This window comes from Flammeovirga sp. AWQ4_249 (genome assembly GCF_056161045.1).
Window position 1 is genome coordinate 25,788 of the sequence record NZ_JBSWYJ010000037.1, and the last position, 26,977, is coordinate 52,764.

At 32.1% G+C, this 26,977-nt stretch carries 21 protein-coding genes; 13 read left to right on the forward strand and 8 right to left on the reverse strand.

Going from position 1 to position 26,977, the window contains the following annotated elements; all coding sequences use genetic code 11:
* Positions 1-31: 31 nt before the first annotated feature.
* The 4 genes from ACXAHM_RS20390 to ACXAHM_RS20405 form a co-directional block, all read right to left on the reverse strand.
* Positions 32-1,261: a pyridoxal phosphate-dependent decarboxylase family protein gene (locus ACXAHM_RS20390; RefSeq protein WP_474964028.1), complete on the reverse strand. Its 1,230-nt coding sequence runs from the start codon at positions 1,259-1,261 to the stop codon at positions 32-34.
* 136 nt (positions 1,262-1,397) lie between these two features.
* The gene (locus ACXAHM_RS20395; protein ID WP_474964030.1) at positions 1,398-3,902 is read right to left on the reverse strand and encodes a glycoside hydrolase family 94 protein; all 2,505 of its coding nucleotides are present in this window, start codon (positions 3,900-3,902) and stop codon (positions 1,398-1,400) included.
* A gap of 17 nt (positions 3,903-3,919) precedes the next feature.
* Entirely contained in the window at positions 3,920-5,572 is a 1,653-nt protein-coding gene (locus ACXAHM_RS20400; RefSeq protein WP_474964032.1) for an MFS transporter, read from the reverse strand.
* 12 nt (positions 5,573-5,584) lie between these two features.
* Positions 5,585-7,891: a glycoside hydrolase family 3 N-terminal domain-containing protein gene (locus ACXAHM_RS20405; protein ID WP_474964034.1), complete on the reverse strand. Its 2,307-nt coding sequence runs from the start codon at positions 7,889-7,891 to the stop codon at positions 5,585-5,587.
* Between the two features lie 318 nt (positions 7,892-8,209).
* Here ACXAHM_RS20405 and ACXAHM_RS20410 point away from each other — a divergent pair, with 318 nt between their 5' ends.
* Complete coding sequence (locus ACXAHM_RS20410; RefSeq protein ID WP_474964036.1) at positions 8,210-8,623, forward strand: PH domain-containing protein; 414 nt, start codon at positions 8,210-8,212, stop codon at positions 8,621-8,623.
* Between the two features lie 5 nt (positions 8,624-8,628).
* Here ACXAHM_RS20410 and ACXAHM_RS20415 read toward each other — a convergent pair whose 3' ends face one another.
* The gene (locus ACXAHM_RS20415) at positions 8,629-9,795 is read right to left on the reverse strand and encodes an AI-2E family transporter (RefSeq protein ID WP_474964039.1); all 1,167 of its coding nucleotides are present in this window, start codon (positions 9,793-9,795) and stop codon (positions 8,629-8,631) included.
* 295 nt (positions 9,796-10,090) lie between these two features.
* Here ACXAHM_RS20415 and ACXAHM_RS20420 point away from each other — a divergent pair, with 295 nt between their 5' ends.
* From ACXAHM_RS20420 to ACXAHM_RS20445, 6 genes are all read left to right on the forward strand, one after another.
* Positions 10,091-13,771 carry an AAA family ATPase gene (locus ACXAHM_RS20420; protein ID WP_474964041.1) on the forward strand — a complete coding sequence of 1,227 codons (3,681 nt, stop codon included), beginning with the start codon at positions 10,091-10,093 and terminating at the stop codon, positions 13,769-13,771.
* A gap of 11 nt (positions 13,772-13,782) precedes the next feature.
* On the forward strand, positions 13,783-14,880 hold the full coding sequence (locus ACXAHM_RS20425; protein WP_474964045.1) for an FkbM family methyltransferase: 1,098 nt from the start codon (positions 13,783-13,785) through the stop codon (positions 14,878-14,880).
* A 69-nt stretch (positions 14,881-14,949) separates the two neighbouring features.
* A complete protein-coding gene (locus ACXAHM_RS20430; protein WP_474964047.1) occupies positions 14,950-15,360 on the forward strand; it encodes a hypothetical protein in 411 nt (136 codons plus the stop codon).
* 221 nt (positions 15,361-15,581) lie between these two features.
* Positions 15,582-16,910 (forward strand): MATE family efflux transporter, encoded by a 1,329-nt coding sequence (locus tag ACXAHM_RS20435; RefSeq protein ID WP_474964049.1) that lies wholly within the window; start codon positions 15,582-15,584, stop codon positions 16,908-16,910.
* 11 nt (positions 16,911-16,921) lie between these two features.
* A complete protein-coding gene (gshAB, locus tag ACXAHM_RS20440; RefSeq protein ID WP_474964051.1) occupies positions 16,922-19,210 on the forward strand; it encodes a bifunctional glutamate--cysteine ligase GshA/glutathione synthetase GshB in 2,289 nt (762 codons plus the stop codon).
* Between the two features lie 187 nt (positions 19,211-19,397).
* The gene (locus tag ACXAHM_RS20445; RefSeq protein WP_474964053.1) at positions 19,398-19,880 is read left to right on the forward strand and encodes a hypothetical protein; all 483 of its coding nucleotides are present in this window, start codon (positions 19,398-19,400) and stop codon (positions 19,878-19,880) included.
* Between the two features lie 42 nt (positions 19,881-19,922).
* Here the strand turns inward: ACXAHM_RS20445 and ACXAHM_RS20450 are convergent, their stop codons facing one another.
* Both ACXAHM_RS20450 and ACXAHM_RS20455 read right to left on the reverse strand, forming a co-directional pair.
* The gene (locus ACXAHM_RS20450) at positions 19,923-20,294 is read right to left on the reverse strand and encodes a SnoaL-like domain-containing protein (protein WP_474964055.1); all 372 of its coding nucleotides are present in this window, start codon (positions 20,292-20,294) and stop codon (positions 19,923-19,925) included.
* Between the two features lie 81 nt (positions 20,295-20,375).
* Positions 20,376-21,176 carry a hypothetical protein gene (locus ACXAHM_RS20455; protein ID WP_474964057.1) on the reverse strand — a complete coding sequence of 267 codons (801 nt, stop codon included), beginning with the start codon at positions 21,174-21,176 and terminating at the stop codon, positions 20,376-20,378.
* A 424-nt stretch (positions 21,177-21,600) separates the two neighbouring features.
* On the opposite strand from ACXAHM_RS20455, the gene ACXAHM_RS20460 reads away from it, so the two are divergent.
* The 6 genes from ACXAHM_RS20460 (at position 21,601) to ACXAHM_RS20485 (ending at position 25,687) form a co-directional block, all read left to right on the forward strand.
* Positions 21,601-23,253, forward strand: coding sequence for an arylsulfatase (locus ACXAHM_RS20460; RefSeq protein ID WP_474964060.1), 1,653 nt, complete (start codon positions 21,601-21,603; stop codon positions 23,251-23,253).
* Positions 23,254-23,496: 243 nt separating this feature from the next.
* Positions 23,497-23,718 carry a hypothetical protein gene (locus ACXAHM_RS20465; protein WP_474964062.1) on the forward strand — a complete coding sequence of 74 codons (222 nt, stop codon included), beginning with the start codon at positions 23,497-23,499 and terminating at the stop codon, positions 23,716-23,718.
* A 167-nt stretch (positions 23,719-23,885) separates the two neighbouring features.
* Positions 23,886-24,425, forward strand: a complete 540-nt coding sequence (locus ACXAHM_RS20470; protein ID WP_474964064.1) for a hypothetical protein — start codon at positions 23,886-23,888, stop codon at positions 24,423-24,425.
* A 34-nt stretch (positions 24,426-24,459) separates the two neighbouring features.
* On the forward strand, positions 24,460-24,912 hold the full coding sequence (locus ACXAHM_RS20475; protein ID WP_474964066.1) for a hypothetical protein: 453 nt from the start codon (positions 24,460-24,462) through the stop codon (positions 24,910-24,912).
* An 11-nt stretch (positions 24,913-24,923) separates the two neighbouring features.
* Positions 24,924-25,082: a hypothetical protein gene (locus tag ACXAHM_RS20480; protein ID WP_474964068.1), complete on the forward strand. Its 159-nt coding sequence runs from the start codon at positions 24,924-24,926 to the stop codon at positions 25,080-25,082.
* Between the two features lie 140 nt (positions 25,083-25,222).
* A complete protein-coding gene (locus ACXAHM_RS20485; protein WP_474964070.1) occupies positions 25,223-25,687 on the forward strand; it encodes a hypothetical protein in 465 nt (154 codons plus the stop codon).
* A gap of 483 nt (positions 25,688-26,170) precedes the next feature.
* Here ACXAHM_RS20485 and ACXAHM_RS20490 read toward each other — a convergent pair whose 3' ends face one another.
* Positions 26,171-26,719 (reverse strand): helix-turn-helix domain-containing protein, encoded by a 549-nt coding sequence (locus tag ACXAHM_RS20490; protein ID WP_474964072.1) that lies wholly within the window; start codon positions 26,717-26,719, stop codon positions 26,171-26,173.
* Between the last annotated feature and the right edge of the window lie 258 nt (positions 26,720-26,977).

Consider the following 26,977-nt stretch of genomic DNA (forward strand, 5'->3'; position numbering starts at 1 on the left):
CATTATAATCGCTATTACAATGGTCCAATTTTTATTTCATATATGCTTTAATATCTCTAACTAAAGGCTCTAATTTCTCAATCGTTACATGTTCCATGATTACTACTTTGTACCAAGAAGGATTTTCATGCCGATCAGGAACTAATCCATATTTTTTAGCAATAATAGCAGGGATTTTATCAGATCTCATTGTAATGATATTGGAATCTTTACTTCTAAAATATTGGACACCAATTTCATCTAGTTTATGGGTGAACCAATCAGCTCTTTTACTTAAAATAAAGATTTTTTCACGCATTCCATAAGGACCATACGTCAATAAAATCATCCAAATTGCGATAGCATTAGCACCAGAACGACTACCAATCATGGTAAAATCATCACCTTGTACATAATCCGCTTTTGTATTTGCATAATTCATCCATCCTTTACGAATTAAGAAAAGACCTGTACCATAAGGTGCTTGTAACATCTTATGTGCATCTAGAGTCACTGATGAAACATCCTCATTTCTAAAATCTAAGGCATGAACTTTATGTAAAAAAGGAAAAATGAATCCACCGTATGCACCATCTACATGTAGCTTAAAAGGTAGATTTCTTCTCTTTAAAGCATTTGTATAAACTTCAACATCATCTACAGAGCCAAACATAGTGGTCATCATATTGGCAATGACAATAAAGTATTTTTTCCCTTCCCCAATGGCTTTATCTAAAATTGCTTCCATTGAATCAGCTTGTAAAGCTCTTTGATCATCAGAAACATTAACTTGATAGTACGATAAAGAAAGGATATTCGAAGCTTTTGCCATTGAATAATGACTATCTTGAGAACCAATGATTGCGATCTCATTATTTTTAGCTTGATGATCTTCTTTAAAGTAATTTCTATAGATCCAAATTGCCTGCATATTTGCTTCAGTTCCACCTGCAGCAACATAACCATCGATAGATTTTGGAGCAGCATTTAATATATCAACGCCACAAATTTCAATCAATTCACGTTCAATTTCTTGAGTACCCTTGAAGAAACTTTCACTTTCTCCTTGCGTATGACATCCAATATGGTTTGGATTATGAAGTAGAGAAGTTATAAAAGGTGTTTCTTTTAAAAAAGGAGCATCTTCTGGAAAAACTTTACTATCAAGGTGAGAGCCAGGAACACCTAATGAGTTATTTCCAAAGTAGTCAGTATTTTCATCTAAGGCTTTAAACACACGTTGCCTAATTTCTTCTTTCGATTTCTTTTCCCAAATATGCATCGGTATAGTATGTATAATGTTGTGTGTTGCAAATTTAGGCTTTTTTAAATGAAAATGAATTCTTTTAAAATGAAAAAGGCTACCTGTCAAAAACAGGTAACCTAAGACTATGATAAAATCGAATATTTGTCTCTTATTAAATTTCTGATTGCTCTAATGATAGAGAGGATTCATTTAAAGATTCATCAATTCCCATAATCACATCAACGACATGATCTCCTTCTCCAAGATGAGGTATAATGTTTCCTTCAATGGTTTCTCCATTTACCAAAATTTCTTTGACACCTTTAGAAACACCATGAGGATTATTAATCGTGATTTGATAATTACCTCCTCTGAATTTTCTATTGACAGTATATTTCTTCCAATCTTTTGGAATACATGGATCGACCATTAAACCATTATATTCAGGCTGTACACCTAAGATGTAATGCATTAAAGTATAAAAGTTCCAAGCAGCAGTTCCTGATAACCAACTGTTTTTTCCTTCACCAGGAATGTATGCATCTTTTCCCGCAATCATTTGGCAATACACATAAGGTTCTACTTTATGTAATGATTGAATTTCCTCCAAATAAGAAGGGCAGATCTTTTTGAAATAATCAAAAGCATGATCACCACGACCTAATTTTGTTTCACCAATGATAATCCAAGGGTTATTGTGACAGAATATTCCTGCGTTTTCTTTGTAACCTTTAGGGTAAGTAGAAATCTCACCATATTCAATCTTGTACTCAGTAAAGGCAGGGTTATTCAAGACAATACCATAAGGTGTGTCCAGTCTTTCTTTTACACTATTCAAAGATTTTTCTACCATTCCTTCTTCCAATCCAATCTCAGCCATTGAGCACCATCCTTGTGATTCGATGAAGATCTTTCCTTCCTCATTTTCGTCAGAACCTACTTTATTACCATAATAATCATAAGCACGAAGGAACCATTCACCATCCCAACCTTTTGTTTTAACAGCTTCTTTCATTGCATTGACAAATGAAGTCGCACGGATTGCTTCATCCGTTTTGTCTAACTCATTACATAACTTAATATACTCATTGCCATACACCACAAATAATCCTGCAATCATCAATGATTCAGCTTTAGACCCTTCTGTATTGTTTTCTGTTGTTTGGAATGATTCATTCGGATCTGTAGAGAAACAGTTTAAATTAAGACAATCATTCCAGTCCGCTCGACCAATCAAAGGTAATCCATTTGGTCCAAGATTATTAATCACATGATTGAATGAAATCGTCAAGTGATCGAATAAGGTTTGTGCTAGATCAGGATTGTTGTCAAAAGGAACCATCTCATCAAGGATTGAGAAATCTCCTGTTTCCTTGATATAACTTACAGTACCTAAAATCAACCACATCGGGTCATCATTGAAACCACCACCAATCGCATCATTTCCTCTTTTTGTCAGCGGTTGGTATTGATGATAACAACCACCATCTGGGAATTGCGTTGAAGCAATATCAATAATTCTTTCACGTGCTCTTTCTGGAACTTGATGTACAAAACCTATAAGATCTTGATTAGAATCTCTGAATCCCATTCCACGACCAATGCCTACTTCAAAGAAAGATGCAGATCTTGACATATTGAATGTTACCATACATTGGTATTGGTTCCAAATATTAACCATTCTATTCAAACGATCATCTTCATGTTCTAACGAAATAATAGATAATAAATTAGACCAATAATCTGCTAATTCAGCCAATGCTTTATCTACTTTTTCAACAGTATCAAATTTAGCAATTAGCGCTTTTGCTTTTGTTTTATTGATAACTCCTTTACTTTCCCACTTTTCTTCTTCTTTATTTTCAATATAACCTAATACAAAAATTAAGTCAGTACTTTCGCCAGCTTCTAAAGTAATTTCTTTATAATGAGAAGCGATAGGTGACCATCCATGTGCTTCGGAATTTCTAGGAGTACCCTCTAATACTACCTGAGGATTTGAGAATTCATTATATAATCCAATAAATGATTCTCTATTTGTGTCAAAACCATCAATCTCACTATTTAAATGATAAAAGGCATAATGGTTTCTTCTTTCTTTATACTCTGTTTTATGATATAATGTTGAGCCGTCAATTTCAACTTCACCTGTAGATAAGTTTCGTTGAAGGTTGTTTTGATCATCTTCAGCATTCCATAAACACCATTCATTAAATGAGAATAACTTAAAAGTTTTCTTTTCAGCACTCTCATTTTTTAAGGTCATCTTTTGAATTTCGCACCAATGACCAAGTGGAATAAAGAAAGTAACTTCAGATGATAAGCCATTCTTTACACCTTTTATAGTCGTATAACTGAGACCATGTCTACATTCATAGTGGTCTAATTCGGTTTTGACAGGCTTCCAACCTGGCGACCATATTGTATCACCTTCTTTGATATAAAAATAGCGACCACCATTGTCCATTGGGACGTTATTATATCTGTATCTATTCAATCTTCTAAACTTGGCATCCTTGTAGAAAGAATAACCACCTGCAGTATTGGATACTAAAGAGAAGAAGTCTTCATTACCTAAATAATTGATCCAAGGAAATGGAGTAGCTGGGCTCGTGATGACATATTCTCTGTTTACATCATCGAAATAGCCAAATTTTTTGTTATCAGTTTTAGACATAGTTGTTGTAGTTTATATTATAATACGTCTTCTAAAAGAGCTTCAGCTGGTACAGCTTCTTCTTCTTGACGTCTGTTATTTAATTCAGAATTCATTTTTGCCAAGTAAGCATCATCTAATGGGTAGAAGCTCATTAAAGTGGCAGCAACAATAGCTACAATCGCAGGTACCCAACTCATTAACATAATAATACCAGGAATAGCACCTACGATAGAAGTTAAGTCGGTTCCATCATAATTGTAAAAACTTAAAACAAAACCAGTAATTGCGGCAGCAATACCACCACCAAATTTGGTAGCAAATGAGCCTGCAGAGTAAACAAGACCTGTCGCCCTTCTGCCATTTTTATATTCTGAATAATCAGCAGCATCACCCAACATTGTAAAGAATAAAGTAGGGAAAATTGCAGAGGCAAATTCAGATATAACACCTAAAGTGAAAATTGCAGCAATATCTGTTTTTCCACAGAATACAATTAATGCATTAACAGCTGCAGAGAAAATTAAGGCATAAATAAATAGTTTCTTTTTCCCTAACTTTTCACCTAAAGTAGACGTAATCATAGCTCCTCCAATTGATGCTAAAGTTAACGCTACCATATAAGAAGCAGCTAATAATTGATCATTAAGATAATGTGTGAAATAGATCACAACGATTCCTTGTTTGATAGAATTATAGATATTGAACAATAAACCAATCACTAATAAAATCAACCAAGGACGATTATTTATCAAATCTTTAAAATCTTTCTTGATATCTGTCTTCTGTGTTTTTGGAGGCGCAACTCTTTCTTTAGTGGTCGCGAATGTGACGATCATGAATAAAGCGAGGAAAGCACTCATTATGTAAATAGAAGAACTGTATCCTTTCTTTTGATTGATTACAGAAATACTTTCTATCGTTAAGTTTTCTTCTCCTTCTACCATAAAAGTATATTCAAAATCAGCTTCCATCATAAAGCTTTTGCCATGCGTTACAGTTTGATCTTCATGATTGTAATCTTCCCACTTGAATGTAGCAATTCCATTTTCTGTTTTGATATTTGCATTCGGGACATCCGTTGGAGCTGACACTGTAACCAAGTAACTATCAGAGGTTAATTGTTCTAAATGTATGTTAGGGTTTACATTACCAAAACTAGCCACTAAATACAATAAAGCACCTTGTACTATCATGCCTCCAGTAAATGCTCCCACCATTCTAAAACTTCCAATTGAAGTTCTTTCTTTATCATCTCCCGTCATTACGGCCATTAAAGCACCATAAGGGATATTATTAGCCGTATAGATTAGTGTAAATAATATATAGGTTACATAAGCATAGAATATTTTCCCTTCATACGTGAAATCAGGTGTTGTAAATAACAATGCTAGAATACCTGCTAGTGGAAGTGCAGTCCATAGAATCCATGGTCTGAATTTACCATATTTAGATTTGGTCTGGTCACCAACGACACCCATAAAAATATCACTGACTCCGTCACTAAAACGAGCGACGAGCATCAGCATAGCTACAGCAGCTGGCGCAATGCCAAATACATCTGTGTAAAAAATAAATAAAAAGGTTGCAACACCTCTCCAAGCAATATTGGCAGCCCCATCTCCTAGGGCATAGCCAATTTTTTCGCCAATCGAGATTTTTTGGTTAGTAGTTTTGCTATTCGTTTCCATTGTAAGTTTTTATTAAAGTTGTTTTGTATCAGATAGATTGAATTTGCCTGATAGTTGTCCACAACTGATGATAAATTCACCAGCTTCCACAATTGGTTTATTATCATGACCTATAAATGATAAATCATCTTTATCTATCATAAATGAAATTGTTTTTGATTCACCTGCTTTCAAGTGTACTCTTTCGAAGCGTCTAAGTCTTTTGACAGAAGGCGTTAATGAAGCAACAAGATCAGTTGTATATAAATGCACTACTTCATCACCCTCTCTATCTCCTGTATTGGTTACTTTGATACTAACTTCTAATTTTTCATCTGTTGAAATAAACTCATCAGACAGCTTTAAATCAGCATATTCAAAAGTGGTATAGCTTAGTCCGAATCCAAATGGATATTGTGATTTTATATCATGATTATTATTGATATTTCCATCATTATGGGCTGTTGATGCAGAGAATTTATGGTAATAAGGAACCAAGTCATTCACAAAACGTGGATAGGTATAAGGTAGTTTTCCAGAAGGATTAATATCACCAAAAAGGATATCAGAAAAAGCATTACCACCTTCATTACCTGGAAGGTAGAGTTGAACTACAGCTTCCATTTTTTCTTCGATACTTGAAATAATTCTTGGTCTACCTTCATTTAACACAAGTATGATAGGTTTTTTTGTCTCAATTAATTTTTCAGCTAGTAGAAGTTGATTTGCAGATAATGTGAGATCATCTAAATCGCCAGGCTTTTCGGTATATGAATTTTCACCAATACATAATATGATATAATCTACATTTTTGGCAGCAGCAACAGCTTTTTCAATATTTACAAGTTTATCTTCTTTATATGAACCGCTTCCTTCTGGATATTTTACACCTTCCACAAAAGTGATATTTTCAGAGTGTTTTTGTAAGGCTTCATATATCGTATTATGCTCCTTAGCATGTTTATTAGATTCTTCTCCTTGCCATGTGTAAGTCCATCCACCATTTAGCGGTCGCATTGCATTAGCATTAGGACCTGTTACTAATAATTTTGCACCTTTCTTAAGTGGCAAAATATCTTGATTATTTTTTAGTAATGTAATGGATTGTGTTGCTGCTTCATACGCTAATTGATGATGCTTTTTTCCTCCATATTCTGGATAATCCTTGTAATCAGTTGTTGGCTTTTCGAACAGATTTAATTCTTCTTTTAATTTTAGAATACGTCGAACAGATTCATCTATTCTCTTTTCTGAAATTTGACCTTCATTCACTAACTCAATAAGATCTTTACAAAAATCAACATCATAAGGAACCATCGACATATCAATTCCAGCATCAATAGCGAGTTTTACAGCCTCTTTTTTATTCGCAGCTACATGGTGTCTTTCCACTAGGTTATTGATGTCATACCAATCCGTTACAATAACACCTTCAAATCCCATCTCACCACGTAGAATATCTTTAAGCAATTTTTTGCTAGCATGCACGGGCATTCCATTCACTTCTCCAGAATTGACCATTACTGTTTTAGCGCCTGCTTTTACTGCTGCAGCAAAAGGAGGTAAGAAATACTCTCTTAAAAAAGGTTCAGGAATCCAGGCTGGAGTTCGGTCTTTCCCACTTTTTGGAGCTCCATATCCTACATAATGTTTCAAACAAGAGGCAACATGTACTGGACTACTAATATCATCACCTTCAAATCCTTTAACAGCAGCTTGCCCCATTACAGATTGAACATATGGATCTTCTCCATAACTTTCCCACATTCTTGGCCAACGAGGGTCAATTCCTAAGTCTAATGTTGGGTTAAAAGTCCAAGGAATACCTGAGGCTTGCGCTTCATAGGCTCCAATTTGTGCAGTTTTAATAACCATTTCAGGGTTCCATGTTGCTGCCATACTCACTTCTTGTGGGTACATTGTTGCACCCGCTCCATACATACCATGAATAGCATCAATACCATACAACACAGGTATTTTAAGCCTTGATTCTTTTGTAGCAATCTCTTGTATTTGGTTTATGACTTTATTCCATTCTTCAGGTGTTCTTACAATACCTCCGGTATTAAGTATAGACCCTACATGGTGATTGAGAAGAATATCTTTAAGTTTTTCTTGATCTAGTGACCATGGTTTTATCATATTAAAAGGACCATTTCCTTTCGAGACTACCTCGATGGTCACCTGTGTCATTTGTCCCACTTTCTCTTCCAGCGTCATTTGATTAATCAACGCTTCTATTTTATCATCATTGGTTTTGTTTTGTGAAGAAGTATAAGCAAATAGAGCAATGCTAGTAGTAGCAATTAAAAAGAATAGAAAAAATTTTAGCTTATTCATGTCAAAATTATAAATGTCGTAATTCATTTCATACTCCTAGTATAGCAGATAAAAGTGATTTAGAATTGTTGATTTGAATAGAATCTCCCTAAAAATGTAATAATGTCGTATCGTAAATGAGATAATGTCGTATTAAAAGACGTATTCTCAACAACGTGTTATATAGAATTGAAAATTTTAAGAAATGTCGATTCCAAGCTCTGAGGGTGTTTTTTTAAGTGATAATTTTTATTTAGAAGATTATTGTGACTTTTTCTGAATTAGAATGTATGAGGTGTATTTTGTAAATTGAAATTGTCAAATTTTAATGTTTTAAGTATGAAAACTCAAAAATTCAAGTCCAAAATCAGCTATTCTCTCGCCATTTTTGTCTTCTTAAGTATAGGAATACCAACTGTTATTTTGGTGATAGCTCAACAATGGATGGCAAGTATAATTATGGTTCCTTGTTTTCTCTTTGTTTTGCATTTGTATCTCAAGACATATTATGTCGTCAATAAAAAAGACCTTTTGATTAATAGTGGATTACTAGTTCATCAAAAGGTCGATATAGAAAAGATTATTTCTTTAAAAGATTCAAGATCTATACTAAGTTCACCTGCTTTATCATTAGATCGATTAGAAGTGAAATATGGAAAATATAATACGGTATTAATCTCTCCTAAAAGGAAGGAAGAGTTCATTGAATTACTTCAAAAACTTAATCCTGAAATAAAATATTTACCCTCTTAATAGAGCTATTCACTTTTATCATCATCTCTTTTTTGCTCATAATCATCAAGCATGGAATTATCAACTGCCTCGGTGGCACTTTGGATAACGTCAACAATTTCATCAGGCTCTACTTTTTCTAGATGATCATCAAATACATGACCATAAATTTGCCATAAACTTATAAATAAAGCAGCGATAATCGGTCCAATAACAATACCGATGATTCCAAATAATGCTAACCCTCCTAATGTTCCAAATAGTATCATAATATCTGGAAGTTCTGCTGATTTACCGACAAGTTTAGGTCTTAAAACATTATCAATATTACCCACAATCACGACATTGAATAATGCCAAACCTATTGCAGCTATTTGTTGGTCTGAAACTAATAAGTAAATCATTCCTGGCACCCATACTATTGCAGTTCCGAGTGTTGGAATAATGGATGTAACGATCATGACTAAACCGAAGAATAATGCATTTGGAACCCCTGCGGCAAGCATAGATAATCCCCCAAGGCCACCTTGTATCATCCCAATAAAGATTGTTCCTTTAAGAGTAGCCCGTGTAACTTTTACAAACTTGGATAGTAGTATTTTCTCTTCTTCATTTTTCAAGGGTAAGTAGAAAAGAATTCTTTTTAAATATGTCTGCCCATGAATTAGAAAATAGTATAAGGCAAATAAGAAAATGAAGAGTTGAAAAATAAAATTTGCAGCACCAGTAGAAAACGTTGAAATACCTGTTACAAAACCGTGCATGGCTTTATCAAGTAAATCTTTTATTACTTTGACTAGTTCCTGGGTATCAGGAAAAACAGCATGAAGTAAAGGGTTGTCAGAAAAACTTTTTGCTAATGCATCGGGGTGATCTAAAAATGCTTTAATTTCTGGACCAACAGATTTACTCATACTTATTACCTGATTGGCCACTAAAGCACTAACACCAAAAAAGGGTATAAGTATGGCAAAAACAAAGATCAGTAAAGTAACTGCAGCAGCATTCCCCTTTTTGCCATTCATCTTATTCAGCACTTTATCATAGGACTCAGCAAGAAGACCAGCAAATATCGCAGCCATTAAAATTGAAATGAAAAAACTTCTGACCATCCATCCAAACAAAGCTGTGATTCCAATTACTAGCAATAGTAAGGCAGCTTTACTAAATCGGTCATGTGACAATGTAGACATTTCTATGGGTTTTAGTTATTGGGTTTTTCTAAACTATAATTTACTCTAATTCAATTAAATGTCATAGTTATAAATTGAAACAAATAAAGATTGTGTTAGGAGAATTGTATAAAGTATGGTTTGTGTAAACTTGTTAGTGTGATAACTTAATAATTATTGTCTTCAAAAGTGAATTTTTTGTAGTCTAAAAACCATTTATTTTTCATTAAAATAATGTACCTTTAATATGTTTTTTAGGTAGTATTTTGCTTTTTAATACCCACAGGTTCCAACTTCCTTTTTTCAATATAAAACCATGAAAATTCTAAAAATTGAACTTCAGAATATCAATAGTTTAAAGTCAGATCAACCTATTATTGTTGATTTTACTTCACCAGAATTTATTGATACAAATTTATTTGCGATTACTGGTAAAACAGGGGCAGGGAAGTCGACAATTTTAGATGCGATAACAATTGCGCTTTATGGTCGTGTAGCAAGATTACAAAAAGGAAGCACTATTTATGATGTAGTCTCCAAAGGAACACCAATAGGATATGCTAGAGTAACATTTGAGAATGAAGGGGTAATATATATTGCCTACAGATCAATGTCTGTCTTGACAAAAAATCTGAAAGAACGAAAAACGAAAATCGATGAATATGAACTAAGTGTTCAGTCTGGCCCCGATACTGGGAAAATTTTAGCGTCAACTAGAACTGAAATGACAAAAGAAGTCAAGCGAATTGTAAAACTATCTTTTGAACAGTTTTGTAAATCAGTTTTAATTGCTCAAGGTGATTTTGCTTCTTTTTTGAATGCTGATGAAAAGAAAAAAGGGGAGCTTCTACAAGAAATAACAGGGGAAAGTATTTACAAACAAATCGGTTATGAAGTTCAAAATCGATTGGGAGTAGAAAAAGGGAAATTAGAAAACTTAAAAGCAAAAATTAATGAGGATCATTTGCTTTCAGAAGAACATAAAATTGAACTAGAAAAAAGACTAAAGAATATCCCTCAAGAGGAAAAAACGATACAAAATAAAATTCTTGGATTAAATTCGATTATCTCAGTATTTCAAGAAACTGAAAAAGCACATCAAGAAGAGTTAGAACTATCTACTTTAAGCAATCAGCTTAATGACAAAAAAGAGGAACATAATGAGGATTTAATTCGATATGAAGATGCTACCCAACTTTCATCTATTGCTAATAAGGTTTATTCTTTAGATAATAATAAGGTCACACTTGAATATCAATTAAAACAACAAAAAGAGACAGAGAAACAACTCAATGACATTTCTGCGAAAGAAAAAATTAATAAAGAAATTCTTACGAAAAGCCAGAGTTTATTGACTAGTGCACAAGAAAATCTAGATAAATGGATTCCTGTCTTTCAAAAAGCATCAGCAATAGAAACTACATTAAAAGTTGAAAATGATAGTCTATTAAGAATAAGAACGAAAGAAATTGAGCAGAAAAATGCTATTGAATCAAATGCCCAAGAGATAAAAGGATATATAGATAATAGAACGAAGAAGAAAGAATCTTTAGACCTTTTAAAAAATAAATTGGAGCAAGAGAAATTCTTAGAAAATGTTCAGTTAAAGCTTGAAGATTGGACAAAAATAACCACTGAATGGACTTCTACTCAAACTCTTAATGAACAAAAGAAAGCGAAACTTGAAAGCGTAAAACTCGATTTAGTAGGGATCGAAAGAAAAGGAAAGGACAGTATCAATGCAGATAAGGTCAAACAACAGGCTTTAGAAAATCAACAACAAAAGTTAGAGGCATTCAAAGAAGTTGAAGATCTATATGAGAAAACGAATATTGACCTTGAGGCAAATAAAGATGCATTAATTTTGATGGAAAATGCACTTAGGCTGTCAAACGATTTTGGCACAACTACTGAAAAAAAACAATCTTGTGAGAAGGAAGAGAAGCTTTATTTTAATGAAATAACTACACTATCGAAAGAAATTCTAGCTATTGAAAAACAAGTTGAACAAGCTAAAAAAAGTGTAGATGATCAACAAAGAATTATTCGCCTTGAAGAAAAGATTTTAAATTTTAAAAAGGAACGAGAGAATCTACAAGAAGGGGTAGCGTGTAATTTATGTGGTTCTACTGAACATCCTTTTGTCACAACCTATAAAGAAAAGTTAGATACTTCAAAAGAAGAAAAAGAACTGCAAGAAAGAGATGAGATCTTAGAAAATCATTCAAAAACGCTTCAAGAAAAAAGAATTGTTGCTTTAAAAGCAGAAGAAGGATTAAAATTCAAAAAAGGGGAGATTCAAAATTTCACCAAAAGTTTAGATACTATACAATCGGAGTTTAATGGTCTTTCTTTGGATATTGCAATCCATGATATTGAATATTTTTCAAATCAGGTAAATCAACTAAAAGAAGTTATAAAGTCTTTAGAAGAGAAAATATCGGATGTAAGGAAGAAAAGAAATCAAAGAGATGAATTAATTAAGGTCGTTGATCAAACCAAAGAAGAATTAAATCAATTACAAATTAAAGTAGCGGAACTAAGAGAGCACTATAAAGGTGTGAAAAAGGATGTTACTGATCTTGAATCCGAGGTCAATTCCCTTGATTTAAAAAAAGAAGAATATCTAACATTAATACGAGAAGAGGCGAAAGTATTTGCGATTAATATTACAGATTTCAATCATTGGCAAAATGCTTTTGAAGATTTAAAAACAAGGTGTTCTAAATATGATAAAGAGCAAAAAAACTTGGTTGAACAAGAAAATGATTATAAAACTTTGAATGTCTTGATTCAAGAAAAAGAAGAATCATTGACCTTAGAAAAAGAAAATTTACTGAAGCTTCAAAACGAAAAGGATGTACTTCAGCAAAAAGTAGATCAGTTGAAAAACGACAGAAATAGCCTTTTAGATTGGTCGGTAGACCTTAATAATGAGAATAATGTCATTAATGATGCCTTAACTTCAGCTACTAATCAGAGAGATAATCATCAAAAAGCATTAAATGAAATTGAAAAAGAACTTGAAAAGTTAAAAGGGGAAGAAAAAATAGTGCTAGAAAATGTAGTACTAACGCAAGAAAACCTTTATAAAGATCAGCAAGAAATTGAAATGTGGCTTAAGGAAAGTGAATTTACTTCACTGGATGAGATTAGAAATAAATTAATCCCTGAAGAAGAGTTTGAACAACTTTCTAAGTTACATAAAAGTATTAAAGATGAAGCGTTGAAGTTGGATGGCCGAAAACATCAGTTGGAGAAACAACTTATTGCTTTAGCTAAAAAGCGAGAAGGTTTTGAAGAATCTTTAGAAACTTACATTTCAAATGTTGAAGAATTAGAAACGAAAAAATCTCTTTTATCAGAAGAAAAAGGAAAAGGTGTTGCCACATTGGCAAAAGATGCTGAATTAAGAAAAGATCAAGAAGAATTAGTGAAACAAATTGATATTCAGGAGAAAGAATATTTGAAGTGGACACGTCTAAAATCAGCACTTGGAGGAACAAATGACTCCTTTAATAAGTTTGCACAACACCTAACTTTAAAAAATTTAATCATTTTAGCCAATAGACACTTGAATAAAATGAATAATCGCTATACCTTGAAACTTAAACCCATTCAGTTTGATCAGAATGCTCAACCAAAGTCTTTTTTAACCTTCGAAATGATAGATCATCATTTGGCAGATATGGTAAGATCAGTACATACAGCAAGTGGAGGTGAGAAGTTTATGATCAGTTTATCTCTGGCTTTAGGTCTTTCAGATTTATCCAGTAAGAATGTCAAAATAGATTCATTGTTCATTGACGAAGGCTTTGGAACGTTGGATGAAACCACTTTGGAAGATGTCATGTATGCATTGAATTCTCTTCAAACGGGTGGTAAAATGATTGGAGTTATTTCTCATGTTAAAACATTAAATGACCGTTTAGGTACCAAAGTCGAAGTAACAAAACACAGTGGAGGTGTAAGTACTTTAGAAGTGGTAATCGATTAAGTTGTCTACAAATGAGTTTTTTAGATCAATTAACGTCAAATAGTAATCTTCAAGATACCTTTATTGAAGAAATGAAGATGAGTAATGAAAAATTGCCACTTGTGTTGTATGGTGCCACACAAGTTGCTATTAATATTACTGACTTTCTACGTAAAAATGAACTTGAAGTAGCTGATTACTTTGTAGATGATCCCTATGTTGATAGTCCACAAAATAAAATTGATGGAGTACTCACTTTTCATGACATCACAAATAAATACCCCAAATTTATTGTCATAGCTGCTTCTGGTATAGCCATTCGTTTATTAAAAACAAAGCAAGAAATTATTACGAATGATCAAGTAAAGCAAATTGTAATTTGGGACAATGCGCCTGTTCATTTTACTTCTCCAAAACTTTCTAAAGAATACATAATAGAACATCAAACTATTTTTGAAAACTTCTACAAGTGTCTAGAAGATCAACAGTCTAAAGATTCATTGCTTGCGATATGTAATACTAGGTTGACAGCGGATCTTTCATTTTTGGAAAAAGTTTACAATGAAAAGGAATATTTTGATCCTGAAATTTTAACGTTAAATGAGGATGAAATTGTGGTAGATGGAGGAGCTTATACAGGTGATACCTTAAAGCAATTTTTAGAAGCTGTGAATTCAAAATACAATAAATATTATGCATTTGAACCTGATACAGCAAATAATCGGGCTTTAAAGAAATTTGTATTTAGTCAAGAGTTGAAAAATATAGAATGTCTTCAATTTGGCCTTTATTCAAAGAGTGATACATTATATTTTGATGATGGGAATGGCTTATCGTCTCATATTGGAAAAGTGGGGAACACAACCATTCAAGTAGTGAAAATAGACAAAATATGTAGTGACGCTACCTTTGTTAAAATGGATATTGAGGGTGCAGAGTTAGAGGCATTACAAGGGGCAAAAAAGACAATTTTGAAAAACAAACCAAAGTTGGCCATTTGCATTTATCATACATTGGATCATCTAACGAGTATCTTTGAATACATTAAATCATTAAGAGATGATTATAAGTTTTATGTAAGACAACACTCTCTTTTATCTTCTGATGAGTTTGTTTTATATGCGATTTAAATTGACTTAATAATCGTAAATGAGATTCAAAATTGAACATATTTTCACTACTTTCGTTTCAATTTAGAAATGATGAATAAACGAGTATTCCATATTGCAAGTACAGCTATTGTATTCCTATCATGTTTGCTATTTTTTCTTTCTCAAGAAAAAGTAGAAAAGAAAGGATGTGCTTCTACTTGTAAAATAAATAATACTCAAAAAATCGAAAAGGAATTACTCCTAATTTCTAAAGAAGGAAGTACTAAATGTTGTCAACCTAACAACCCGCTACCTTTTAGAAATGCAGAATTAGGTTTCAATTCAAGTACGTCATCCTTTTTCATTTCTAATTTTCAAACAAATGGTATTTCATGGGACTATTTTGGACATTTAACATCGTGTATTTCACCTCAATGTTCCCACTTTGATGATTTCCATAAAGTCCTCTCCAAAAAGTATCAAGGATATCTCTTTTGGATTTGTCAACTACTGCTATAAATCTATTTATCTCCTAAATAACTAGGGTTTTATATGTTTAATTGTACATATATTACTTTTAGTTTTCTATTTCCAATATTTAATTTCTAGTTAGCAGGTTATTGCTTTTAATCTTCGTATTTTAATAATATTGAAAGTCTATTTCTGTGCATATTTTTAAATGTAGCAGAGTGCAATAACTGATGCAATAGTGTTTCTGCTATTGTGTATCATTTATTTTAATGAAGAAAGATTTAACGAAAGGTAATGTATTACGAAATATTGTTACCTTAGCTTTGCCTATTATAACTACTTCTTTCTTACAGTTTGCCTATAATTTCACCGATATGATTTGGGTAGGTAAACTGGGAAGTAACTCCGTAGCCGCTGTTGGAACGGCTGCTTTTTTCCTACAATTATGTTGGGCCTTTTCTTCTGTATTTATACTTGGGACAGGGATTTATGTTTCTCAACAAATTGGAGCAAAAAACTTTAAACGAGCTGAAAAAATTAGTAGAGAGTCCTACATCGGGATAGGTATTTTATTCCTTGGAATGTTGACGATGATAGAGTTGATACCGAACTATTTAATTGGCTTTTTTAACCTGAATAATACGGAAGTTGAAAGCTTGTCAATTTCCTATTTAAGATTTTCAGGTCTTGGCGTATTTTTCTCTCATACCGTATTTTTATTTACATCTATAAGTAATAGTAGGGGAGATAGTAAAACGCCGATGAAGATTACAATGATTGGAGTTTTGGTCAATATTATCATTGATCCTTTATTCATTTTTGTCTTCAAATTTGGTGTTTTAGGTGCTGCAATTTCTACAGTTTTAGCACAACTTTTATCCTTTGTTTTATTTTATAGAAGATCTTCAAAAGCCTTTTTTGGGGAAGAACCGTTTAAAGTTTCTTTTGATGAAATAAAAAATATCGTCCGTTTGGGCATTCCCCCGTCTATCCAACGTATCATCTTCACAATGATAGGTATCATCATGGCAAGAATTGTTGCTCAATGGGGAAGTGATGCAATTGCAGCACAGAAAATTGGTTTACAAATCGAGTCAATGACCTTTATGATCACAGGTGGATTATCTGGAGCTATGCTATCTTTTACAGGCCAAAACTATGGTGCTAAAGCATATAAAAGAGTCAATGAAGGATATCAAAAAGCAATGATGATTGCTGTAATATTGGGGACGACAATGACGATATTATTTTATACGCTGCCTGAAATTTTTGTCAGATGGTTTGTAACAGAGGATACAACTATTGCCATTGGTGTGAGTTATCTAAAGATTATTGGATTATCACAAATGTTGATGTGTATAGAGATGGTCACTTCAGGCATTATCAATGGTTTAGGAAAAACAAAAATTCCAGCTTCTATAAATATTACCATGACAGTGATACGTGTACCTATGGCAATATACCTATCACAAGAAGAATTATTTGGTATTGATGGAATATGGATGGCTATCGCAATTAGTACATTTTTACGTTGCCTATCCCTAACCATCGCCTATCATATCATTAAAAATAAAATGACACTTACAACCGTAATATAAATCAAAATATTATGAACAAGATACAATCAATATTAAAAGACAATAAATCGGAAAGACTTTTTGATGGTAATTTCGGATTAGAAAAAGAAAACGTTAGAATTTCAGCAGATGGCAAAATGGCGAGAACACCTCACCCTGCTATTTTTGGAAATAAATTAACACACCCTTACATCACGACTGATTTTTCAGAGAGCCAAATCGAAATGATTACTCCAGCTTTACCAACAATTGATGAAGCACTCGGGTTTTTAGAGACAATTCATGATGTGGTTACTGAAAATTTAGGAGATGAATTATTATGGCCGCAAAGTACACCTCCAGAATTACCTGAAAATGATGATGATATTCAAATTGCGAATTATGGTGAAGAAGGTAAGGAAAATGAAGATTATAGAAATCATTTAGCAGAAAAATACGGGAAGAAAAAACAGTTGTTATCAGGAATTCATTATAATTTTTCTTTAGAAGAAAAGAACATACAATTCTTATATCAACAACATGGGGAAAGTATCTCTTATGAAGATTTTAAGGAAGAATTATACCTTAAACTCACTCGAAATTTCTTAAAATATAGATGGTTTTTAGTGGCAATTTTAGGGAATAGTCCTGCTTTACACAATTCATATTTGAAGTGCTGTATTGATGAATTACCTAAAGCAACAAAAGATAGTCATCATTTTGATAATGCCACTTCAATGCGTTCAACTGTTTGTGGTTATAAAAATAATGAAGATTTAGTTTTAGATTATACTTCGTTCAAGAGCTATAAAGAAAGTATCAATAAAGCTGTTGAAGAGGGGGTTATTACGAGTTGGAAAGAAAATTATACACCAATTCGTATGAAAGAAATCAAAGGTAAATTACAATATGTAGAAGTACGTTTGATTGATCTTGATCCGCATGAAAAAATTGGAATTAGTGTTGATGCAGCCAAAATCATTCACTTGTTCTTGTTGTACTGTTTATTTAAAGAAAACAATAGCTTATCTGCTGAAGAACAAAAAACTGCCATTGATAATCAAGAGGTGGTAGCTTCAGAGGGACTATCGGAAGAAGCAAAGATTGTAGTAGATGGGAAAGAAGTAAACTTACAGGAGGAAATCAAATCGTTAACGGCTGACTTATTAGATGCATTTATTGCCATTGCTCCGAAATCGTATGGCTCTGCTTTCAAGAAATTAATGGATTTATCTGAAGATATTAAAAGTAGACCTGCTTGTGAAACACTAAAAGCAATCCGAGGGCATGAATACATCGAATGGCATTTAGGCAAAGCAAAAGAATATAAAAAAGCATCTGATGGTGTACAATTCAAATTCCATGGTAAGGAAGATATGGAGCTTTCGACTCAACTGATTTTAAGAGAATCGGTATTAAGAGGGATCAATTTTGAAATCATGGATCGTACTGAAAATTTTGTTCGATTAGAACAAAGTGGTAAGGAAGAATATGTAATGCAGGCCACTCGAACTTCTTTGGATAATTACGTAAGTGTTTTGATGATGGAAAACAAAGTCATGACCAAGAAAGTAATTGAAAAAGTGGGTATTAGAACACCAAAAGGGGAGCAGTATACTACTGCAGAAAGGGCAAAAAGTGATTTCTTATTTTATGAAGGTCAGTCTGTTGTAATCAAACCAAAATCAACCAATTTTGGTCTTGGGATAAGTATTTTAAAAGACAATAACGATGTAGACCTTTACAATAGAGCCGTTGAAATTGCTTTTGAGCATGACAATTCTATCCTTGTGGAGGAGTTTGTAACAGGTAAAGAATATCGAATTTTTATTATTAATGATGAAGTAGTTGGTATTTTACATCGTGTTCCTGCTAATGTGTTAGGAGATGGTACATCAAGTGTTAGAGAATTAGTAATCGAGAAAAATAAAGATCCTCTAAGAGGAAAAGGATATAAAACTCCATTAGAAAAAATTGCTCTAGGCGAAGCAGAAGAAATGTTCTTGAAAACACAAGGATTTGATTTTGATTATGTACCTAAAAAAGACGAGATAGTCTATCTAAGAGAAAATTCAAATATCTCTACGGGAGGTGATAGTATTGATTTTACGGATGATATACCTGATTCATATAAGAAAATTGCAGTAGAAGCAGCTAAAGCAATGGACGTTAAAATCACAGGATTAGACATGATGATTGATGATATAAATGAGGATGCAAATGATTCAAATTATGCCATTATCGAAATGAATTTTAATCCGGCAATTCATATACATTGCTATCCTTATAAAGGTGAAAATAGACGATTAAATGCTAAAGTATTAGATGCTTTAGGATATTAATTTTAAGTAAATAAAAGCAAAGAAGGGTTAGGCAAAAGTCTAATCCTTTTTTTATTTCAAATTGATTTCTTGTGAATAAATTTTAAAACAGAAATAATAATTTATTTTATTTTTACCTTTAACTAAGCAAACGACTTTCGATCCATTTATCCGACTACTGTTTATTGTAAATCAATGAAGTAAACTAATGAAATACGTTCTGTTAATTATCACAGTAGTTCTATCATTGTCGTCTTCTGCACAAAGTTTAGATGGCAATCCGATAAGAAAACATACTAAATTAAATGGTTTTATATTAGGAGGATCTTATGTGAGTACTAATAACCAAAACCTTGATGGAGTAGCACCTAAAGGGTATGGTCCAACGCTATCATTATTGTATAGAAACTTTGTATTGGATGGTACTTTTTTATTTGGAGATGCACGTGAAATGTGGTCTACTCATTTGGGGTATGCAATTTATCTTCCTGTCTTTAATGATACAGAGGGAAAATCATTTTTCATCTCACCAAAAGTAGGTGTTCATAGTGAACGCTTTTCAAGTGAAGATGGCTCTACTACCAAGGCAGATGTTGGTGGTGATTTAATCATGAAGTATCAATTCCTTCTTATTAAATTAGGTTGTTCTAGTGCTAATCCTTTATCATTTGGAGTGGGAATTAGTCTATAAAAAATGACTACTTTATCCTCAAAAATAAAGTAGCCATTTATCTTACATATCACCTCCGGGTTTAAAGAAAAATTCTTCTTTTACGATCTTACCATCCTTCACTTCATAGACCGCAATTTCGCTGCTTTGTGAACGTTGACCTGTGGGTTTGAAAGTAGCATCCATCATAATGTAACAAGAGAAAAAATCATCTGCTACCAAAGGATCTGACACTTCATAAGCATGTGGTTCCATCATTTCCATAAATTGTAGCCCTTTTTGAGCTAAACCTTCACGACCTCTTACTTCTTTCACAGGCGCACCATCAGGTTCGATACTCACACAATCATCTGCATAAAGCTCTTCATGTGCCTTATCAAATTCACCTTTTCTACAAAGTTCTACAAGTCTACTTGCAATTTCTTGAATAGTCATAAGTTACGTTTTTGGTTGTACATTGTTCTTTATTAAAAATAAAAGATTTCTATTACATTTAATAATCAAATTTGAGAATAATTAGAATGTAAAACCTAGACCAGCCCTGCCTCCTTGGACGACAACACCTGCCACTTCAAAATATTGATAACCGATAAATAAATTACAACGATTTAAGTAAACCTTAAGGTCAATAGCTCCTTCTGTAAAGTTGACTTCTTCCAATCCACCAAAATACCAGTGCGTATAAATGCTGACAGGTTTCTTGATGAAAATTTCAGATCCTATATTAAAATTCCATCCTGTATAATTGTCTTCTAACCATAAACTCGTTAAACCTGTGCCTATCCAAAGGTCGAAACGTGTGAATGCAAAACGATGAAAACTTATATCAGCATGTAAAAAGTCAAAATAATAGGGGTCTTCATTAACGACTTTTTCTTGTAGATGAGAGTAGTTGATATCAAAACTAAATTTTGGAATAAATTGGATTCTAGTAAATGCTTGAAAGCCTTGAATCGAATTACTTTCATAAAAATAATTGGCTTGAAGATCCCAAGCGAAGAAACTTTTCTCTTCTGGATTTCTTGTATATCTACCATCTGAAGCTCCAGAATAGGTATATTTTGACAAACGTAGAGGAGTGCCATATACTTCTCTTAGGTCATCTTCATTGGGAAAACTATACAATAACATAGTGATCAATTCAGTAATGACTTCCATAGAAGAATTATCAGCTTCGTTATCGTTATTGTAAGCATTTGGAATGGATTCTTTCTCTTTAATATTTTTTTCCATTTTTTTAAACTTCTGCCCAAATGAATTAGAAGTCTGAAGAATGAGAATAATAAATAGTAATGCGATATTAATAGATAATTTCATAGCGAAATTAATTACGTATTCATAAGGTATAGATAGAAGTTAACTCATTAAAAATGAGCAAAAAAAAAAGAATTTCACAAAAAAATTGTGAAATTCTAATAGAACATCCCCCGCAGGGGATGCACTGCTTAACGATTCATATTCAAATATTGAAAATGTATTTTTATTATGCAAGAAAAACCCAAAAAAATATTAAATATTTATTAACAAATTAATTGATAAGTTTATTGTGGATTGTTTTTATTATTAATAATAGCTTTTCAACAAATGCTTACAAGAATAAACCATTTTTAAATGATCGAAATACCTACTATTTTTTTAATTATTCTTTTTCGACAATAAAATGACGAATTTGTACACAAAATTCAAGAAGTAAACCGCTATCATTACATTGAGAATTAAATTTCACTCAATCGAAATAGAAATGAAAAGAATTATATTTTTTACTTTACTATCATGGTTTGTTTTTTCTTGTAAATCTTCACAGACTGAAACAGTAAAAACAGAGCAGAAAGAAAAGAAACCTAATATTATATTAATCATGGCCGATGATATGGGATTCTCTGACCTTGGTTTCATGGGTTCAGGGATAAACACACCTAACATCGATCAATTGGCAAAAGGAGGGATGACCTTCAATCAATTTTATAATGCAGGACGATGTTGTCCAACAAGAGCAACATTGATGACAGGATTGTATGCACATGCAGCTGATTTAGGTTGGATGACGGCTTCTGATTTTGGTCGTCCTGGATACAGAGGAGCGATTAGCCAAAATAGCGTAACAATCCCTCAAGTTTTGAAGTCAGCAGGATATGCCAATTATATGACAGGTAAATGGCATTTGACCTATGACAGAACAATGGTAAAAGGTGGTGATAGTACAAACTGGCCAATGCAAAGAGGTTTCGATGAATTCGAAGGTATTCTTGCTGGAGGTGGAGGATACTATGACCCTAATACATTGACTTCTGGAAACACAATTGTAGAGCCTGCCGATGATTTTTACCTTACAGAAGCAATCAATACTTCTACAATTGATATTTTAAAGGAACATTATGAAACAAAAAGAGATCAACCATATTTCTTTTATGTAGCGCACTATGCACCACACCGTCCGCTACATGCTTTAAAGGAAGATATTAAAAAGTACAAAGGAAAGTTCAGCAAAGGTTGGGATCATTTCAGACAACAACGTTATGAAGAAATGAAGAAACAAGGCCTGGCTGATGCTTGGGCTTTAAGTAAAAGACCTGCAGATATACCAGCTTGGGATACTCTGACAGATGAAGAAAAAGCAATGTGGGAAGTTTACATGGAAGTTTATGCAGCACAGATTGACAGAATGGATCAAGGTGTAGGTCAAATTATTGATTTCTTAAAAGAAAAAGGAGATCTAGACAACACAATTGTGATGTTCTTATCCGATAACGGTGGTAACAAAGAGCCAGAAGGAAAGCTGACAAAGGCAAGTGAAATGACAGATATAGGAGGGAAGACATTCAAGCAAAGTTATAGACGTAACTGGGCAAATGTGAGTAACACTCCATTTAGATTATACAAAAGTTCCAACCACGAGGGAGGTATTAGTACACCATTGATTGTACATTGGCCTGCTAAAATCAAAGCTTCTACTATCTCAACACAACAGGGGCATGTATTGGATATTATGCCAACGCTGATGGAACTAACAGGAGCTTCATATCCTGATAAATTTAATGGACATTTGATCAAAGATTATCAAGGAAGAAGTATTACAAAAGCTTTTGAAGGGGAAACTTTCGAAAGAGGTCCAATGTATTTTGAACACGAGGCAGACAGAGCGATCATTGATGGTCAATGGAAATTAGTAGCCCTAAAAGGAAAACAACCTACGTATGAAGGTAAATGGAGATTATACGATTTATCCGTAGATAGAACAGAAGAACATGATCTTTCAGAAGAAAAACCTGACATCGTCAAAAACCTTAAAAAGAAATGGGATTTATGGGCAATACAAAACAATGTGTTACCACTCGATGGAAGAGGCTGGGGTAAAAGAGTAAAAAGTGATATCAATGTAAAAAAAGCATTATAGATACACTAATAAGATCAAATTAGGCATTAAGGAAAATCTCTTTGGTGTCTTTTTTGTGAATTTTTATTGGATATTAATAATAGTTAGAAGTGTTTCAGAGAAAGTTGTTCTACAAAATATGGAAAGAAATAAGGAAGAGATAATAAAACAATTTTTTGAAGTAGGGAAAGGATAGTAAGGTGTTATGATTTTGTTGACCTTAATAAATCTATAGATTCTCAGATTGATATACTTAGAGAAGATATGGGTTGGATTGAATATAATGAAGAAGAATATATTATTGATTTTGGATGGAAACCAGATTTTGATATTGATGGTGGGTTTATTGTTTATTTAATAAGAGACAATAATTGGGAAAAACTAATTTTAGATTTGAGGAGTGAAGATATTTCAACATTTATTAAAGATTTAAGATCTTCATTTAATAAATTAAAGGAAATAAGTCCTCAATTTTTTCAAGATTAGCTCCCTTCTAAAGATTTTCATCAATCTGTTATCATACTGATTTGGGATATGAGGAGTTCAAAATATCCAAATCCAACTCATAAACAAGTGCAAAGTTTTACTAAATTGTTGGATGATATAATAGAACATTATGGTAATAGTATCAATTCTTTATAAAATTTTTATTTATGAATAAACTAATAAATAAGGTTAAAAGTCTTCATCTCACTCACGCGAATCGAATAAAGACCTATAATGGGGTAGATAATGTTGAATTGTTTGAAAAAATAGAAAACATACTAGGGATGAAATTTAATGGATTATTAAAAGAAATTTTTATCTATAGTAATGGAATAAGCTTTATTGATTATTGTTTTATGTCGATTAACAATAGGAAAATGGCTAATATTTTGCAATACAATTTATCGCTGTGGAAGGAACATCCAAGTTTAAAAGGTAAATACATTGCTTTTATTACAACAACTATTGGTTTAGAGTATGGATTTCATATTGATGAAAATAATGAATATATTAAAATTGCAGTCAGAGAAAAAGATCAGATAACTTTTATATCAAATTCATTTGAAGATTATTTTGAGTTATTTTTAGATAAAATAGAAACTACTCTTAACAATATGGGGAGATTTGATTTCGTAAAATACTTTGATGATGAATCTTTACCAAATGGAACAAATGATTGGAATTTTAAGAAAGGAGAATTTTCTTAAAAAAAAACTTCCTTAATAAATCGAATATATTTTCATGAAAAAATTTATAATTGAATTAACAAAAGGCTTTGGACCTATTAAATTAGGTATGGATAAATCAGAATTAGATAATATACTTGGTGAATGTTCTCATAGCCTTAATAATACATATTATTACTTGAATAATAGTTTAAGTATCGAAATGAATAGTAAAAATAAAATCTGTTTTATTCAATTCTCCAATGACCCCGATCTAGAAATTATAATTGATAAACTTAATTTATTTAATCTAAAAGATACTGAGATACAAAGCCATCTAAATCAATATGGAAAGATTGATAAGAATGATCATGAATATCCATATGTTTATTCATATCCTAGATTACAAATAATCTTTTGGAGAGCTGTAGAGCCTTCAAGCCTTGAACATGATATGAAAAATGACTTATCTGGAGTTCATGAAAGTACTGATGATTATCAAGAAATTACACAGTTTTACTATTTATAGATAGTTCAATAGTGCCATCAGCTTCTTTCGTAAAAGAATTACCTAATTTAACCACATTGACTGTGATTAGAAAATCTTATTTCGAAGATGGTAATTTAGATTATCTAAGGTATATTGAATATGTAACTGTTGATAAAAAGAAACATTACAATATTAAGGCAAAAGAATAAAAGGCAGATCATTTTCCCCCACCTATTCCTTGTTGTCAGTAGAAGATATATCAATGTAATTTCTCCCTCGCAGTTCTAGCTAACACCTACGGCTTCATACTTAGAATAGTGGTGGAAATTGATCCAAAAAATAGAATAATATGGAAAAAGAAATTTCAGATTTTATAATAAAATTCAAAGGGATGAGCTCAGATTTCTATGATATGGTGGATTTTTACCCTGTTTTAGAAACTGAAGAAGTAGAAGGGTATGTTAATATGAATAATGACAAAATATTAATATCAAGAAACTCTAACTTTGATCTATTTTATTTTTATTCTAAAAATAATAATTCAATAAATTATCTTGCTCTTGGAGATGAGGAGCAATTTTTTAGTAAAAATATTTCTGATTTGGTAATAGAAATTCTTATAAATTTTTTTTACGAAAACGACGAAATAGACTTTAAATTATTCAAAAAATATTGTTATGAACTTGGCTATGAAGTTTTTGAGGGTTTATATAACGAATTTCGAAAGGAAGAAATAGCAAACATTATTTTTAACCCAGAAAGTCAACAAGATTTATTTAATATCTTTAGAGAAAAGTATAATGTAAAGTCCTGAAATAACTTTATTGATCCCCACTGATCTAAGTATCAAGCCGTAGGCGTTACTTAGAACAGTGGGGGTAAGCGTAACTACAAACTAGCACATTGAATAAATTTCCAACTTAAAACAACAAAAAAAGCCAATCTACTTTTACATAGATTTGCTTGTTTCATTTACAAACCTTTCATAGAGTAAAAACCTAATTATCAGTAAATATTCAAACTAACCCAAGACAGAATTGAGTATAAATCATGAAGAAAATGTTTAATGCAATTCTCTTCAACACTCAAAAAAATAATTCTGAAAAAAAATTACGCGAGAAATCGTGAGCAAATGCGAAAACAGTCGATAAAATGGATTTTTAAACAAAATCTTCAAAAAAATGAATGTATGAAAACAGGCAAAATGAAAAACTCTCCATAAAATAGTTTTTGTAACTACTTATGGAGAGTTGTTTTTTGAAATTTTTACAGTAAATCTAAAAATGGGGTATGAGAATTAAGCCACCACCTTTTTACGTGTATGTATTTTGATTGTTTTTAAATTAGGTTTTGTGTTTGATAACTCTTTTCGTTGTTGAATCTGTTTCTTTTCCAATTCCCAACGTTTCTCTTCGAATCTCACCAACTGATCTAAAAGTTCGATATCATTTTTATAATGAAATATCTTTTCCAACCCTAATCTAAGTTTGTACCGATTCAATTTCCAGTACTTTTTAGGATAGATCAAAAAGAAGTATTTTTGTCTTCTTCGAGGAGTATCAGAGTACCAATAAATATATCTCCGATCAGCATAAAGCTCATATTCGTTTTTCCTTTTTTGGGTGTTTTTCCTTTTATACTTTCTAAAACTTCCGATAACTTTCTTTCTTGCCAATGCTAATTCATGTGCTTTTTTGCCATCGTATTTACCGTCCATACTATTTCTTTTGATTTCTCTATAGATGGTAGAAATATGTACACCAAGAGCTAAAGCAATCATCTTTTTGGGAAGTTTTGCTTCAATCAATTTTTCAAGTTCAATACGTTGTTCTTTAAAAAGTTGCATTTTGATATTGAAAGTTTCTTCAAGTAGACTATTGGTTTGTTAGCTTTAATTAGAAATCGTTATAGCCTTCGAAATTTATTTGTTGCAATGTTAAATAACACTAGATGAATAAGTCAAATTGATTAATGATAAATACAATGAAATCTTATAATAATTATGTTTATTATCAATAGTGTCCTAAACGTTTTCATTTTCTGAAAAAATGCACGTTTAAGCTATTATTATTGTATAAAATCATTCAATATTAAAATAAATCCC